Annotated in this window: 13 protein-coding genes; 11 read left to right on the top strand and 2 right to left on the bottom strand. The window is 71.4% G+C overall.

The window, feature by feature from the left end:
• The first annotated feature begins 21 nt into the window (after nt 1-21).
• From HNR19_RS20390 to HNR19_RS20360, 7 genes are all read left to right on the top strand, one after another.
• A complete protein-coding gene (locus tag HNR19_RS20390) occupies nt 22-1,377 on the top strand; it encodes a flavin monoamine oxidase family protein (RefSeq protein ID WP_343047297.1) in 1,356 nt (451 codons plus the stop codon).
• On the top strand, nt 1,377-2,321 hold the full coding sequence (locus HNR19_RS20385; protein WP_179669636.1) for an NAD(P)-binding domain-containing protein: 945 nt from the start codon (nt 1,377-1,379) through the stop codon (nt 2,319-2,321). The genes HNR19_RS20390 and HNR19_RS20385 overlap by 1 nt, the downstream gene beginning before the upstream one ends.
• On the top strand, nt 2,318-4,417 hold the full coding sequence (locus HNR19_RS23650) for a thiamine pyrophosphate-dependent enzyme (RefSeq protein WP_179669634.1): 2,100 nt from the start codon (nt 2,318-2,320) through the stop codon (nt 4,415-4,417). The genes HNR19_RS20385 and HNR19_RS23650 overlap by 4 nt, the downstream gene beginning before the upstream one ends.
• A gap of 1 nt (nt 4,418) precedes the next feature.
• The gene (locus tag HNR19_RS20375) at nt 4,419-5,645 is read left to right on the top strand and encodes a 2-oxo acid dehydrogenase subunit E2 (RefSeq protein WP_179669632.1); all 1,227 of its coding nucleotides are present in this window, start codon (nt 4,419-4,421) and stop codon (nt 5,643-5,645) included.
• A gap of 32 nt (nt 5,646-5,677) precedes the next feature.
• A complete protein-coding gene (locus tag HNR19_RS20370) occupies nt 5,678-6,640 on the top strand; it encodes an AsnC family transcriptional regulator (RefSeq protein ID WP_179669631.1) in 963 nt (320 codons plus the stop codon).
• A 91-nt stretch (nt 6,641-6,731) separates the two neighbouring features.
• Nucleotides 6,732-7,385, top strand: a complete 654-nt coding sequence (locus tag HNR19_RS20365; RefSeq protein WP_179669629.1) for a hypothetical protein — start codon at nt 6,732-6,734, stop codon at nt 7,383-7,385.
• Complete coding sequence (locus HNR19_RS20360; RefSeq protein WP_343047295.1) at nt 7,378-8,769, top strand: FAD-dependent oxidoreductase; 1,392 nt, start codon at nt 7,378-7,380, stop codon at nt 8,767-8,769. Before HNR19_RS20365 ends, HNR19_RS20360 begins: the two co-directional genes overlap by 8 nt.
• A gap of 8 nt (nt 8,770-8,777) precedes the next feature.
• Here HNR19_RS20360 and HNR19_RS20355 read toward each other — a convergent pair whose 3' ends face one another.
• Both HNR19_RS20355 and HNR19_RS20350 read right to left on the bottom strand, forming a co-directional pair.
• Nucleotides 8,778-10,268: an aldehyde dehydrogenase family protein gene (locus HNR19_RS20355; protein ID WP_218910335.1), complete on the bottom strand. Its 1,491-nt coding sequence runs from the start codon at nt 10,266-10,268 to the stop codon at nt 8,778-8,780.
• The gene (locus HNR19_RS20350) at nt 10,265-10,921 is read right to left on the bottom strand and encodes a gamma-glutamyl-gamma-aminobutyrate hydrolase family protein (RefSeq protein ID WP_218910334.1); all 657 of its coding nucleotides are present in this window, start codon (nt 10,919-10,921) and stop codon (nt 10,265-10,267) included. The genes HNR19_RS20355 and HNR19_RS20350 overlap by 4 nt, the downstream gene beginning before the upstream one ends.
• Before the next feature lie 170 nt (nt 10,922-11,091).
• Between HNR19_RS20350 and HNR19_RS20345 the strand changes: the two genes are divergently transcribed.
• From HNR19_RS20345 to HNR19_RS20330, 4 genes are read left to right on the top strand one after another with little or no spacing between them, the layout of a single operon-like run.
• Nucleotides 11,092-12,459, top strand: a complete 1,368-nt coding sequence (locus tag HNR19_RS20345; protein WP_179669627.1) for a glutamine synthetase family protein — start codon at nt 11,092-11,094, stop codon at nt 12,457-12,459.
• Nucleotides 12,460-12,490: 31 nt separating this feature from the next.
• On the top strand, nt 12,491-13,279 hold the full coding sequence (surE, locus tag HNR19_RS20340; RefSeq protein WP_179669625.1) for a 5'/3'-nucleotidase SurE: 789 nt from the start codon (nt 12,491-12,493) through the stop codon (nt 13,277-13,279).
• 30 nt (nt 13,280-13,309) lie between these two features.
• Nucleotides 13,310-14,536 (top strand): acyl-CoA dehydrogenase family protein, encoded by a 1,227-nt coding sequence (locus HNR19_RS20335; RefSeq protein ID WP_218910333.1) that lies wholly within the window; start codon nt 13,310-13,312, stop codon nt 14,534-14,536.
• A 46-nt stretch (nt 14,537-14,582) separates the two neighbouring features.
• Entirely contained in the window at nt 14,583-15,224 is a 642-nt protein-coding gene (locus HNR19_RS20330) for a LysE family translocator (protein WP_179669622.1), read from the top strand.
• Nucleotides 15,225-15,241 lie beyond the last annotated feature (17 nt).

Raw genomic sequence — 15,241 nt, 5'->3', positions numbered from 1 at the left:
ATGCACGAGAAGGAGTCACAAGTGACCGAGTACGACGTCGCCATCGTCGGAGGGGGGTTCGCCGGAGCGGTGGCCGCCCGTGAGCTCACCCGGGCCGGACGCACCGTCGTGGTGCTGGAGGCGAAGGACCGGATCGGGGGACGCGGCTACTCGACGACCTTCCGCGGCCGGACCGTCGAGCTCGGTGGTCACTGGGTGCACTGGCTTCAGCCGCACGTGTGGGCGGAGATCACCCGCTACGGTGCAGAGGTCGTCGAGACGCCCGGCGCCCGTGCCCAGGAGCTGGTGTACCTGACCCGCGGCGGGCGCCTGCTCACGCTGGACGCCCACGGCCCCGCCCGCAAGGTGATGCGTGCGGTCTTCCGCTATGGGTTCGACCGGTTCTGCCGCGACGCCGAGCAGGTCTTCCCGCGGCCGTACGACGCCGCGATGTCACCGGAGCAGACGGCCCTCGATCGCACGACCGTGCGCCACCACCTGGAATCGCTGCGGTTCATGCCTCCGTTCGTGCGCGACTACGTCGGCGGGATGATGCTGTCCTTTGCCGGCGAGCTCGACCAAGGGTCCGCCGCGCAGATCATGAGGACCTACGCCGCGGCCAACTGGAGCGCGCGATCGCTGATGGATGCCGGCGCGAAGTACCAGCTCCGCGACGGCACCGGCGCTCTCGTGCAAGCGATCATGGACGACTCGAGCGCCGAGGTCCGCCTGGGCGCCTATGTCCGCGAGATTCTCGACAGCGGCGCGGGCGTCGAGCTCAGCTGCGCGGACGGCACCAAGGTCGATGCGCGGTACGCCGTGGTCACGGTGCCGACCCCGGCCTACAAGCAGATCGCGTTCACCCCCGCCCTGACTCCGGCTCTCCAGCACATCTCCGACACCGCGACCGCTGTCCGCGGGGTCAAGATCCACGCTCTGCTCGACCGCCAGCTGCCGGACTTCTTCGCCCAGGGCGCGGTCAACCAGCCGTTCAACTGGATCTTCGCGGAGGACGTCGGCCCCGACGGGACGCTGGTGATCGCGGGCACTCACCGGCACGAGCTCGTGGATGTGGACGACCACGCGTCGGTGGAGGCAGCGCTCCAGCGGTACATCCCGGGTGTGAGGGTGATCGACTACCTCACCCACAACTGGGTGGAGGACGAGCTCGCCTGGGGTGGTGGTGACGGCTCGAAGGTCGGCGAGATGGCACATTGGCTCCAGCACCTCCACCAGCCTCACGGAAGGGTGCACTTCGCCGGCTCGGGCACGGCGACCGCGTGGAAGCGCTTCATCGACGGGGCGATCGAGTCGGGGCTGCGCGTCAGCCGCGAGCTCCGGGGTCTGCTGGACGAGACCGGCAGCGCGGCGAAGACCGAGAAGCTGACTCACGCGTGATGGCTGCCGATCCTGCCCCCGTCGCCGTCCTCGGCGCCGGAAACATGGGAGTCGCCGTGGCACGGCGGCTGCTCTCGTCCCAGCACCGCGTGACCGTCTGGAACCGTACGCCGGGCCGCACCGGGCCGCTCGTCGACCTCGGTGCTACCGCAGTGGATGATCTCGCGGACGCAGTCGCGTCCGCACCGGTCGTGGTGGTCACGGTCAGTGACTACCCGGCGGCGACGACCGTCCTAGGCACTCCGCCGTCGGGGCCGACGGTGGTGAATCTCTGCACCGGTACGCCGGCCGAGGCGCGTCGATTCGCCGACGCGGTCCGCCGGGCGGGAGCCGTGCTGCTCGACGGGTACCCCACCCACCACGCCGACCGGGTCGGCACCGCCGACGCCCTGACCGTGTACGCCGGGCCGCGCCGGGCCTACGAGGAGCACCGGGAGGTGCTCGACAGTCTCGGTCGTCACGCCTGGTTGGGGGAGGACCCCGGACTCGCGAAGGCAGCGGCGATCGCCAGCGCCCCTGCCTACCACGGCGTCATGGTGGCACTGGCGGCCGGCGCGGCGTACGCGGAGGCAGAGGGCATGGACGTTGCCGACTACGTCGAAGTGATGCGGCCGTTCGTCGGCACGGTCAAGGGGATCTGGGACTCCACACTCGACCACTTGGCGGCCGGGACGTGGGTCCCGCCCCGGACCACGATCGACAAGCAGGTCCGAACCAGTCGTAGGACGATCGACGCGTTCGCGGCGGCAGGCCTGCCCCCCTCGGTCCTCGGCTCGGTCGCCGAGGTCTTCGCCGCCGCTGCCGCGATGGGGCACGGGTCCGACGACACCGCAGCCGTGGTCGAGGTGCTGCGCTCCCGCGGCGGGACACCTCGTGACCGCCCGCTCCACGACCTGAGCGCCGACGCGATGCCCACTCCCGAGCCGAGAGAGACCGACCAGTGAGCTCCGCTCCCGCCCTCAAGCCACGTCAGGTCCTCGACCAGGCAGGGGTCCTCACCGATGGCCACGAGGTGTCGACCGACGCGCTCGTGCGCACCCACCGCGACCTCGTCCGCGCCCGGGCGCTCGACGAGCGGGCGATAGCGCTCCAGCGCAAGGGCTGGCTGCGCTCCTACTATCAGTCGTCCGGCCAGGAGGCCGTGCTCGGCGCGGTCTACGCCTTGCGGGAGCAGGACTGGATCTTCACTGCCTACCGCGAGCCCCACGTCTGGTTGGCGCGCGGCGTGAGCCCGTTCGTGATCCTGAGCCAATGGAAGGGCCTGGTCGACGACGGCTGGGACCCCCGAGAGCTGCGGATCACGCGGCTCAACGCGACGATCGGCACGCACCTGCCGCACGCGACGGGGTTCGCGTACGGGCGACGGCTGCTGGACGAGGACACCGTGTCGCTGGCCATCTTCGGCGACGGCGGTACCTCGACGGCCGACTTCCACGCGGGGCTCAACTTCGCCGGGGTGTGGCGGACGCCGACGGTCTTCCTCTGCCAGAACAACCAGTACGCCGAGGCGACACCGGTCCGGCTGCAGACGGCGTCGGACACGCTGGCCCGGAAGGCCGCGGCCTACGGCATGCCCGGCGTCCTGGTCGACGGCATGGATCCGCTGGCGGTCGAGGAGGCAACGCGGGATGCCGTCGAGCGGGCGGTCGCCGGTGGCGGGCCGACGCTCATCGAGTGCCTCACCTACCGGTTCGCGCCCCACTCCTCCTACGACGGCCGTCCGGTCTACCGAACCGCCGACGAGGAGGACGAGTGGCGCGACCGCGACCCCATCCTGCGAGTTGCTGCGCAGCTCGCCCACCGAGGCGTCGATGTGGCGGCACTCCACGAGGAGACCGTCACCGCGCTCGGTGCCGAGGTCGACGAGGCGGTCGCCGAGATCAACCGCCGGCTGGGGGACCGGCCCTCGCGTGCATCGATGAGCCGTCACCTGGTGGCTGATCTTCCGGCGCGCCTCGTGCGGCAGCTCGAGGACGAGGCGGCTGCCGAGGGCGAGCCCGAGCTCGGACTGCCGGTGCCCGACCGGCCGGCGGAGCCCCGACCGGACGGGCCGACGTCGACGCGCACCCAGGTCGAGGTCATCCGCGCCACCCTCGAGCACGAGCTGTCCACGCGACCCGACCTCGTCATCCTCGGCGAGGACGTCGCCATCGAGGGTGGTGTCTTCCGAGCGACGAAGGACCTGCATCTGAAGTTCGGCCTGGAACGCGTGATCGACACACCGTTGTCGGAGAACGGCATCGTCGGCGCCGCGGTCGGGATGGCGATGGCCGGCTTGCGTCCGGTCGTCGAGATCATGTTCGCCGGCTTCTCGTACATCGGCATCGACCAGGTGATCGGCCACGTCGGTCGGATGCGTTGGCGGACCCGTGGACAGGTGTCGCTTCCGCTGGTGATCCGGATGCCCGCCGGAGGCGGCTTCGCCTCGCCGGTCGAGTTCCACTCCGACTCGCCCGAGGCCATGTTCGTCCACAACCCCGGACTCACCGTCGTCTATCCGTCCACCGCGTACGACGCCAAGGGCCTTCTCGCGAGCGCCATCGCGTCCGACGATCCGGTGATCGTCTTCGAGCCGATCCTCCGCAACCACCTGCCCGAGGACGGCGTGCCCGACGAGCACTACACGGTGCCGATCGGGGTCGCGGCGGTGCGCCGCCCCGGACGCGACCTGACCGTCGTGACCTACGGCAACGGCGTGGCCGCCTCGTTGGACGCTGCCGACCTTCTCGCCGATGAGGGGATCGAGCTGGAGGTCATCGACCTGCGCACCCTGTACCCCTTCGACGAGGACTCGGTGCTTGCCAGCGTGCGCCGGACCGGGCGCCTCCTGACCGTGCACGAAGCGGCGTTGACCGCCGGCCTGGGTGCGGAGATCGCGGCGACCGTCGCCGAACAGGCACTGGAGTACCTCGACGCGCCGGTGGCCAGGGTCGGGCACGCCGACACGTTCTGGCACCCGGGCGCCGAGCTGGAATCGTTCTCGATGGTGACCCCGTCCCGAATCGCTGCCGCCGCGCGTCGGATCGTGAGAGGCGGCTGACGTGGCTCTGCGGGAGTTCCTGCTGCCCGACCTCGGCTCCGGCCTGGTCGAGGCCGAGGTGCTCGAGTGGCACGTCGCCGTCGGGGACCGGGTGAGCGAGGGGGACGACATGGTCGATGTCGAGACCGCCAAGTCCGTGATCAGCGTCCCTGCGCCGTTCGACGGTGTGGTGTCCGGACTCGCGGGCGCCCCGGGCACGGTGCTGGCCGTGGGTGCGGTCCTGGTGACCCTCCAGACCGATTCGCGAGCCGAGATCGATACTCCCGTCCCCTCGGATCCGGTGGCGGGGTCCGGTGCCGCGGACGTGCCCGCGAGCAGCAGCCGAACCGTGGTCCCCTCCGGTGCTCAGACGACCGCGGGTCGGGACATCGACCCTGGCAGCGAGGTGCGGGCGTTCCCGCTCGCCCGCAGGGTCGCCCGCCAGCACGGGCTGGCGCTGACAGCCGTCACGGGCACCGGCAGGGGCGGTGTCGTCACCAGGGCGGACGTCGAGCGCGAAGTCGCCCGCCGGACGGCAGAGGCCCCCGTCGCGCCCGAGGTCCTCGCCGCCGAGCGACGCCGGTTGTCGGTCACCCGGCGCACCATCGCGGAGCGGATGAGCCGCGCCTGGCGGGAGATACCGCACATCACCTCGCACGACCACGTCGACGCGGAGGCACTGCTCGCGGCGCGATCCGCCCTCGCGCGCGCGATGGGCGGACCCGTGCCGTTGGAAGTGCTGGCCGTCATGGCGTTGACGCGTGTCCTCCCGGAGTTCCCCGAGTTCAACGCGACGCTCGACGGGGATGACCTGGTTCTCCACGCGAGCTTCGACGTGGCGGTCGCGGTCGACACCCCCGCAGGCCTGGTGACCCCGGTCCTGCGGGGGGCCGAGCGGCTCGGGGCCGCTGCGCTCACCGAGCGGATCACCGACCTGGTCACCCGGGCGCGCGACCGCTCCTTGACCCCGGCGGAGCTCGACGGGGGCAGCATCACCCTGTCGAACATCGGCGCTGCCGGTGGTGGCAGCGCGTCCGTGGTGCCGATCGTCCCGCCAGGCACCACCGCGATCGTGTCGCTCGGGCGTGCCGAGGAGCGCCCTGTGGTGCGCGACGGCGCTGTCGTCGCCGGCGTCCGCCTGCCAGTCGACGTGTCGTGCGACCACCGTGTCATCGACGGGGCGGCGGTACGCCGGTTCGTGGGGGCGCTCCGGATGCGCCTCGAGGACCCGCTGACCCTCCTGCTGTGACCGGAGCTGTCGCGATTTCGGTATGGTGACGCGTGTCCTTGGTGCCCTCTGCTGGATCCGCGGCCGGCCCGTCGGCCGGGTGGCCCGCCCTCGACAAGATCGACGCCCGGCTCATCTCCCATCTGCAGGACGACGCTCGCGGCACCTACGTCCAGTACGCCGAGGGCACGGGGCTCTCGGCGGCGGCGGTCCGGGTGCGCGTGCAGCGGCTGCATGAGACGGGGGTCGTTCGCACCCTGGGAGTCGTGCATCCGGAGATCCTTGGGATCGACTGCTCGGCAACGGTGGGGCTCAAGGTCGACGGGGGGATCGAGGACTGCGCCGGACACCTGGCCGGCTTCGCCGAGACGACCTTCGTGGTCGTGACCGCCGGGCGGTACGACGTCCTCGCGGACGTGAGCTGTCGTACCAACCGGGACCTGGTCGGCGTGCTCGACAGGATGCTCGCCTTGCCCGGGGTGACCTCGGTCGAGCCCTTCAAGCACCTTGACCGGGTGAAGAGCGCGACCCAGGCGCCGCACACGGAGCTGCGCCTCAACGGGTCCTTGGACGAGATCGACCACGTGCTGCTGCGCGAGCTCGAGCAGGACGGTCGGGCGTCGTACGCCCACCTGGCCGCCGCGACGGGGCTGTCCCAGGCCGGTACCCGCGCTCGCGTGCACGCCCTGCTCGCCGCGGGCGCGATCCGCGTGCTCGCCGTCGTCGATCCGATCGCGCTCGGCATCGGCGAGCTGTGCGGGTTCGGGCTCAAGGTCGGGGGGCCCGCGCGGCAGGTGGCGCAAACGGTGGCCTCCCTCCCCAGTACCGAGCTGGTGGCGCTGACGGCAGGACGCTGGGACGTCGTGGGCACCCTCCGGGCGCCGTCCGACGACGCGGCGGTGGAGGCGTACGACCAGGTACGCCAGGTCGGGGGGGTCGCGGCAGTGGAGACCTTCGCTCATCTCGCCATCCGCAAGGAGGCGTACCCCCGCCTCAGCGATCTCAATCTTAATTGAGTTCGCCCTTCTGATTACGAAACGCTTGCTACCTGCCTCTACTACCGACGAATCACTTGTCGTGCCGGTGCATCCGGGATAGAGTCGCGACGTGACTGCGCGCCGCGAGATCGAGGTGAGCGCCTATGCCGCGCCGTTGGTCCGCAGGGTCGCCGTGCGGCTGGCGGACTCGATCGGTAGCGATGACCTCGCATCCCTCATCGATGAGCTGCCGGGCCAGGTGACCCTCGGGTCCGCCCCCACCGAGGCCTGCGTCGTGGAATCGGGCGAGCGCGTCGTGCGGGTGCGATCCGCGGATCGGCACGAGGCTCCGACCTTCGTCTGGGAGGGCGACGGGACCGTCCGGGCCCTGGAGACGTCGACGACCGCGACGGCCGACCGGCTGGCGACGTTGCTCGCGGGCCCGGAGCGAGCGTGGGCTGACCGGTTGAGCGACGTGTGGTCCCGCGGCCAGAAGGCGCCCGGCCTGCCTGCCGCCGTCCGTTTCCGGTGCACCGACGACGGGTCGGAGCTCGTCCTGGGCGAGGGGGAGCCAGAGGTAGAGGTGACCGGCTCGGAGGTCGCGCTGCACGGCTACGCGCGGGGCGACCTGCCGCTGCTGCTCTCGGTGCTGGGTGACGTCGACCTCACTGCGCGGGGATCGCTTGCCCATCTCAGCGTGCTGCAAGGAGTCGGGTTGAGCTGGGTGCTCGGCACCGCGGCGCTGCCGGGCGTCAACGTGGTGGGCCGGGTCGATCGTGGCTGAGCTGGTTCCGGAGCGGGCCGACCTCGTCGTGCTGGGCGGCGGTAGCGCCGGCTACGCCGCCGCCCTCCGCGGCCGTCAGCTGGGGCTGGAGGTCGTCTTGGTCGAGGAGGATCTCCTCGGCGGCACCTGCCTTCATCGCGGATGCATCCCGACGAAGTCGCTTCTCCATGTCGCGGAGGTCGCCGACCAGGTGCGGGAGGCCGCCGCGCTCGGGCTGGTCGCCACCGTCGATGGCGTCGGTGGTGTCGACGGCTCGGCGCTACGCGCGCACCGCGAGCGCGTGGTCGGACGCCTGCACCGGGGACTGCAGGCCCTCATCGCCGCGTCGGGCGCCGTCGTCGTGCCCGGGCGAGGCAAACTGGTCGCTCCGGGCGCGGTGGGTGTCGGCGACCGGACGATCACCGCGGGCAACGTGTTGATCGCGACCGGCGCGGAGCCGATCGTGCCCGCCGGGGTCACGCTCGGGGATCGAATCGTCACCAGCGACGGCGCGCTCGAGCTGCCGGAGGTTCCCGGGCGTGCCGTCATCGTCGGAGGCAACGTCATCGGGCTGGAGATCGGGTCCGCATGGCGGTCCCTCGGCGCCGACGTGACCGTCGTCGAGGCACGTGAACGCGTGCTTCCCGACACCGACGCCGCATTGGGCGCGGCCGTCCGCCGCGCCTTTCGCCGGCGGGGGATGGTCGTGCGGACCGGCGTGGCCGTCACCGGCGTCGAGGCGAGTCCGACGAGTGCCGTCGTGTCACTCGGCGACGACACGACGCTCGACGCCGACGTCGTGCTGGTCGCCGTCGGCCGCCGGCCGCGGACGTCCGCCTTGGGGCTCGCGGAGGCAGGGGTGCGTCTCCTCGACAGCGGACACGTCGCGACCGACGAGCGACTCGCCACGTCGGCGCCCGGCGTCTTCGCCGGCGGTGATCTGGTGGTCGGCCCCCAACTGGCGCACCGTGGCTTTGCGCACGGCGTCTTCGTCGCCGAGGAGATTGCGGGTCTGGCGCCGATGCCGGTCGACGACGCGCTCGTCCCGCGGGTGACCTACGGGAGTCCTGAGGTCGTGTCCGTCGGGCTCACCGAGGACGAGACCCGTACGGCGCACGGCAGTGCGACGGCCACGACCTACGACCTTGCAGGAAACGGCCGCAGCCTCATCCTCGGCACGTCCGGGCACGCAGTGATCGTGACTCGTCCAGACGGCCAGATCGCCGGGGTGCACCTGGTCGGCGACCGGGTGAGCGAGCAAGCCGGCGCTGCGCTCCTCATGGTCGCGTGGGAGTCGCACGCGGCGGACGTCGCCGTGCTACCCCACGCCCATCCGACCCAGAGCGAGGCACTGGGTGAAGCGGCCATGGTGCTCGCCGGCCGCCCGTTGCACGCGCACTCCTGACCTCGCGCCTAGAGCGCGATCCAGGTGGTCTTGAGGGCAGTGAACTTGTCCAGGGCATGGAGGCTCTTGTCCACCCCGTGTCCGGAGAGGCCGCGTCCCCCGAAGGGGACGGAGAGGTCGCCCTCCTCGAAGCAGTTCACCCAGACCGTCCCTGCGCGCACGCGGCGGGCCAGTCGGTGGGCGGCGGTGAGGTCGCGGGTCCACACGGCAGCCCCCAGTCCGTAGGCCGAGTCGTTCGCCAGAGCGACGGCGTGGTCAGCGTCGTCGGCCGGGATCATGGCGAGCACCGGCCCGAACACTTCCTCCTGCGCGAGCGGCGAAGCGGGATCGACGTCGACGAGCACGGACGGATCGACGTACCAGCCGGCACCGGGCCGGGGACTCTCGCTCCCAGAGCGCAGGACGGCCCCCGCCGCGACCGCCGACCGGACGCGGCGCAGGACATCCTCCCGACGGTGCTCGCTCACCAACGGGCCGATCTCGGTGGTCGGGTCGAGCGGATCACCGACCCGGCGGGCCGACACGCGCTGGACGACGAGGTCGCGGAAGTCGGCGTACACCGCCCGGTGCACGATCGCGCGTGACGCCGCCGTGCAAAGCTGGCCGGCATTGAAGGTGATGCCCCAGGCCAGGGCGTCGGCGGCGGCCTCGAGATCGGCATCCGCGAGCACGACGAACGGGGTTTTGCCGCCCAGCTCGAGCCAGACCGGCTTGAGGTTGGACTCGCCGGCGTAGCGCTGGAGCAGCCTGCCGACCCGTGTCGAGCCGGTGAACGTCAGGCTGTCGACACCCCGGCTGCGGGCCAGCGCCGCCCCGGCGACGTCTCCTGCGCCGAGGATGACCTGGAGCACCTGATCCGGCACTCCCGCCTCGCAGCCCCAGCGGGTCAGGAGGAGCACCGACAGGGGGCTCAGCTCGGAGGGCTTGACGACGACGCTGTTGCCGGCCGCGAGGGCGGCGGCGAGCTTCCAGCTGGTGATCGTGACGGGCATGTTCCACGGTGTGATGGCGCCGACGACACCGACGGGCTCCCGCGTCACGAGCGCAAGGGCATCAGTGAGCCCGCGGGGTGCCTCGTCCTGCAGCTTGTCGGCGGCCTCGCCGTACCAGCGAAGCGTGCGCTCGGCCGCCCTGACCTCGACCAGGAGCGCGTCGCTGACCGGCTTGCCCATCTCGAGACTGATCGCGAGCGCCAGCTCCTCGCGGCGGGCGGCGACCAGGTCCGCCCAGCGCCGGAGAACCCCTCCCCGCTCCGAGGCGCTGATCCCGGACCAGTGCCCACGTTCGAAGGATCTGCGGGCGGCAGCGACCGCGCGCTCGACGATGGCCTCGTCCGCCGACGGCATCGTCGCCAGGACGCTCCCGTCCCGGGGGGAGACGACCGAGATGCTGGGAGCAGGGGAGTCCGTGAGCTGTCGGCCGTCCACCCACATCCCGCTCGGCGGGACGAAGGAGGCGGCGCGGTCGATCCAGGACTGGCGCAGGTCGGTCTGGTTCACTTCGTACTCCTCGGTGTCGCGGCGGCGACCAGCCAGTCGAAGGCCGGGTCGCGGGGATGGAGCCACTCGGGGTGCCACTGGACGCCTAGCACGGGACGGCCCGGAGCTTCGATGACTTCGGCGACGCCGTCGGAGCTGCGCCCGGTGACGACGAGGCCACGCCCAGCGCGAGCGACGGCCTGGTGGTGGAGCGAGTTCACCGTCACCTGGGCTCCGTAGAGCTCGGCAGCCAGAGACTCGCCGTCGAGGTGGACGTCGTGATGGCGGTGCCCGGTGGACCGGCCGGAAGCAAGGTGGTCGAGTGGTCCCGCGAGGTCGGGCACCAACGTGCCGCCGAGCGCGACGTTGAGCACCTGCATCCCGCGACAGACAGCGAGCACCGGGATGCCGCGGGCCAGCGCGGCGCGGAGCAGGTCGAGCTCGCGTGCGTCCCGGGCCGGGTCCACCTCCCCGCGGACGCTTTCGGCCGGACCTCCCCAGCGCTCGGGGTCGACGTCCTGACCGCCCGAGAGCAGGAGCGCGTCCAGTCGGTCGACCACGGCGCTCGAGCCGTCGTACGGCAGCTCGACCGGGAGCCCTCCGGCGTCTGCGACCGCCCGCGAGTAGTCGGCGAAGAAGACGTCGACCTCCGTCAGCCGGTATCGCTCCTCCAAGCCTGCGACGCGTGCGGAGGGGAGCCGGCGCCCGGACACCCCGACCAATGGCTGCTGCACGATACTATTCACACTGTCCGGCGCTACCGGCAAGCGAATCAACACTCATGAGCGCCAATCTATCACTAATCAACGCTTACGATCGTGTTGATCTTGTGTAGAGTGCCGCCATGAGCGACTCCGAGGTCGACGCCGCCCGGGCCTGGCTGCAGCAGCACGACATCCGCTCCGTGCAGGTCCAGGCCCTGACGCTCCAGGGGAGCATCGTCGGGAAGCGGCTCGCCGTTGACGAGTTCCTGGCGGTCCTTCCGGAAGGGATCGGACTGCCGGCGACCGTGCTTCACCAGAACGTCGGCGGCGACTACGCGTTCACGTTCGAACCCGGTCCGTGGGCTGGCGAGCTGCGCGACGTGTGGGCCCGTCCTGATCTCCGCACGCTGGTCTCGCTCGACCCGGTTGCTCGCTCGGCCGCTGTGTTGGCAGATCTCTACGACGACCACCACGCGCCGCTCCCCGTGTGCCCCCGGTCGCTTCTGCAGCGGCTGCTCGGCGAGCTCGGCGACGCCGGGTTGAGCCTCCGGGTCGCCTTCGAGCTGGAGGGCACCGTCTTCGAGGAGCCCTTCGACGTCGCGCGGGCGCGGGACTACGACGGACTCACCCCCCTGGGCTCGCACCAGAAGCGCTTGTGCCACGGACGGCCGCCGGCGTCGTACGTCGACTACGCCGAGGCGGTGACCCAGGAGCTGGACCGGATCGGGGTGCCGTGGTCGGGCTGGGTGAACGAGGGCGGTCTCGGCCAGCTGGAGGTCAACTTCCACCCACAGGACCCGCTCGCGGCCGCGGACGACCTCGTGCGTGCTCGAGCCGCCATGATCTCGGTCGCCGAGCGCTGCGGCCGCACCGCGACCTTCATGCCGCTGCCGACCGCTCGCACCCCCGCTGGTCTCCACGTTCACCTGAGCCTCTGGGAAGGCGACCGCAATCTCTTCGCTGACCGGGAGGACGGACGTCACCTAGACCTGTGGATCGCCGGCCTGGTCTCGACGATGGCTGCCTTCACCTCGCTGGTGATGCCGGGTCTCAACTCCTTCCGACGGCTGGTGCCCGGGCACGGCGCGCCGACCGCGCCGTTGTGGGCGCGGCAGAACAAGACGGTCGCCCTCCGCGTGATCCCGGGCGACCGGAGCGCCCGGCTTGAGCACCGGCTGGCCGGTGCCGATGCGAACCCCTACCTGATGCTTGCCGGGATCGTGGCGGGCGGACTGATCGGCGCGCGGGGTCGTCGGCCTCTCCCGCCGGAGTTCGCGGGGTCGGCCTGGGGCCTACCGGAGGACTTCGAACCCTCACTGCCGAGCGGACTGATCGAAGCAGCGGACGCCCTCTGCGCCGACGAGGAACTTGGCGGCCTCCTGGGTGAGCTGGTCGTCCGCTACTGGGCGGGGACCCGTCGCTGGGAGTGGTACGCGTGCCACACGCAAGGTGCCGATCCGAACGCGGTCACGGCGTGGGAGCGACGTCGCTACTTCGAGTCTGTCTGACCGTACCGACCACGATGCGCAGGAGCAGAACGTGAAGGTCCTGGTGACCAATGACGACGGGCTGTCAGAGGGGATGTACGCGCTGCGCGACGGGCTGCTTGCGCTCGCCGGCGTGGTGGACGAGGTCGTGTGCGTCGTCCCGGACCGCAACCGCAGCGGGAGCTCTAGGGCCATGAGCATCAACGGTCCGGTGGAGGTGCTGACCGTCGCTGTGGGGGCGTCGCCCGTCCACACGTGCACCGGCTCGCCGCTTGATTGCGTGCGCGTCGGTCTGCTGAGCGACGTGGCTCGATCCGTGGATCTCGTCGTCTCCGGCATCAATCACGGGGCGAACCTCGGCGATGACCGTTACTACTCCGGCACCTTCGGCGCGGCCCTCGAAGGTGCGCTGCTGGGGCGGCAGGCCCTCGCCGTGTCGCAGCAGTTCTCGGGCGTCACCTGGTTCTCGCCCGCCGCGCCTCCGCCGTCCTTCGGCCGCGCGGTCAGCGTGGTCCAGGAACTGGTGCGCCGACTGGTCGACCGTCCACTGCCCGCGCGTTCGGTGCTCAACGTCAACGTGCCTGCCGGCGAGGGTGCCGGTCGGCTGGTCCCCTCGCGGCCCGGACGTCGGCACCAGAGGGAGCTGCACATTCGGCCGTCGAGTCCGGGGCGCTTCGACGTCTGGGGGCCCGACGCCGGCGAGCCCGGCATGGACCAGGAACCCGACGCCGACTACCACGTGGTCGCGCGGGGCGACGTCGCGATCACCCTGCACACCCACGACCACGCCGTCATCGAGCGGGCGCGGCGCGACGCGGCGCACTGGCTCGGCGGCGAATGACCGCACCCGTCACCAGAGGAGTTGCCGCACGTGAAGACCCGCCCGCCCGTCCCCCGTCAGGCTGACCGGCTGTACGACGACGGCACCCTGCCCGACGAGGTGCGGGCCGCTCGCCATCGCGTCCGCGCGATCGCCGACGAGGTGGTCGCGCCCGTAGCCCACCGGCTCGCCACCCAGGACGAGCGCGTCGACGGGTTTCCCCGCGACGTGTTCGACGCCCTGGCGGCGCGCGGGCTGTTCCGCCTGCCCTTCAGCGCGGATGTCGGCGGCGACGGCCTCGCCCACCGCGCCACGGTCACCGCGGTGGCGGTCGAAGAGCTGGCCTACCACTCCAACTCGATGGCCGCGATCTTCGACGTCCACTGCATCCTCGCCGGCAACGCGCTCGCGCAGGGCACCGCGGATCAACGCGAGCGATGGCTGCGTCCGATCGTCAGCGGTGATGTCGTCGGCGCGTTCGCGACCAGCGAGCCGGGGGCGTCGAGCGACCTGTCGCCGGCGGCGATCGGCACGGTGGCGGTCGAGGACGGCGAGCGATGGGTGTTGTCGGGCCACAAGCGTTGGATCACGAACGCCGTCGCAGCGGGAGTGGTGGTCGTCCTGGCGCGGACGGGTGACCGCCTGACCACCTTCCTGGTGCCGAGGGACCTGCCGGGGGTGCGGATCGGCACCCCTGACCGCAAGATCGGCAATCGGGCGCAAGTCACCGCCGACGTCGTGCTCGACGGGGTGCGTCTGGGTCCAGAGCACGTGCTTGGCGAGGTCGGGGGTGGCTTGCGGGTCGCGCTCCAGACTCTTACCTACGGGCGTATCGGGATCGCGGCCGCCGGGGTCGGGATGGCGCAGGCTGCCTTCGATCAGATGGTCGCCCACCTGCGTGCTCGCGAGGCGTTCGGCCGTCCGCTCGGCTCTCTTCAGCACTGGCAGTTCCTCGTCGCGGACCGGGCGACCGATCTCGAGACGGCCAGGTCGCTCTACCTCAAGGCGGCCCGTCGCCTCGATGGAGGTGCGGCGTTCCCTGAGCCCGAGGCGGCCATGGCCAAGCTGCGCGGTACCGAGCTCGCGGTCTCGATGGCACGGGACGCCGTTCAGGCACTCGGTGCGCTCGGTTTCGTCCAGGAACGCGGCGACGGCGTGATCGGCCCGGTGGAGGCGATCTATCGCGACGCCAAGATCGGCGAGATCTACGAGGGTGCGAACGAAGTCCAGCGATGGGTTGTCGCGAGGGCAGTGCTGGGTCGCGACGTGACGGGCTGACCCGCGACCGGGCCGGATCCGAACGGTCGAGGAATAGGTTTGGTCGATGCCCACCGTTGAAGCGCTCCTCGCCTTCGCGCTCGCTTCCTTGATCCTGATCGCGATCCCGGGGCCGAGCGTGCTGTTCGTCATCGGTCGTTCGCTGTCGCTCGGACGCCGCGGCGGCCTGTGGAGCGTCCTCGGCAACGAGCTCGGCGGTCTCGTCCCGATCACTGCGGTGGCGCTGGGCGTCGGGTCGCTCGTGGCGGAGTCGGTCGCGTTGTTCACGGCGGTCAAGCTCCTCGGCGCGGCGTACCTGGCCTGGCTCGGCGTCCAGGCGATCCGCCGCCGGCGCGACGGGGTGGGCGAGGCGACGAACGACGCGCCCCGAACAGTGTCGTCGGCAACAGTCCTGCGACAGGGCTTCATCGTCGGGGCCACCAACCCGAAGACGATCGTGTTCTTCGTGGCCGCGTTGCCGCAGTTCGTCGACTTCCACGCCGGCGCAGTGCCGCTGCAGATGATGGTGCTCGGACTGGTCTTCACCGTCATCGCGTTCGCCTGCGACGGCCTCTGGGCGCTGGGCGCGGGGTCGGCGCGGGCGTGGTTCGAGCGATCGCCGCGGCGGCTCGCGGCGGTCCGGGGCACCGGCGGCGGCATGATGATCGGGCTCGGCGGCACGCTGCTGTTCGCGGACAACAAGGCCTGACCACCTGCAGTCCCCGA

Origin of the sequence: Nocardioides thalensis (assembly GCF_013410655.1) — a bacterium.
GTDB lineage: Bacteria > Actinomycetota > Actinomycetes > Propionibacteriales > Nocardioidaceae > Nocardioides > Nocardioides thalensis.
The sequence above is the reverse complement of the archived record's forward strand: the minus strand, read 5'-3'. Positions and strand labels throughout refer to the sequence as shown.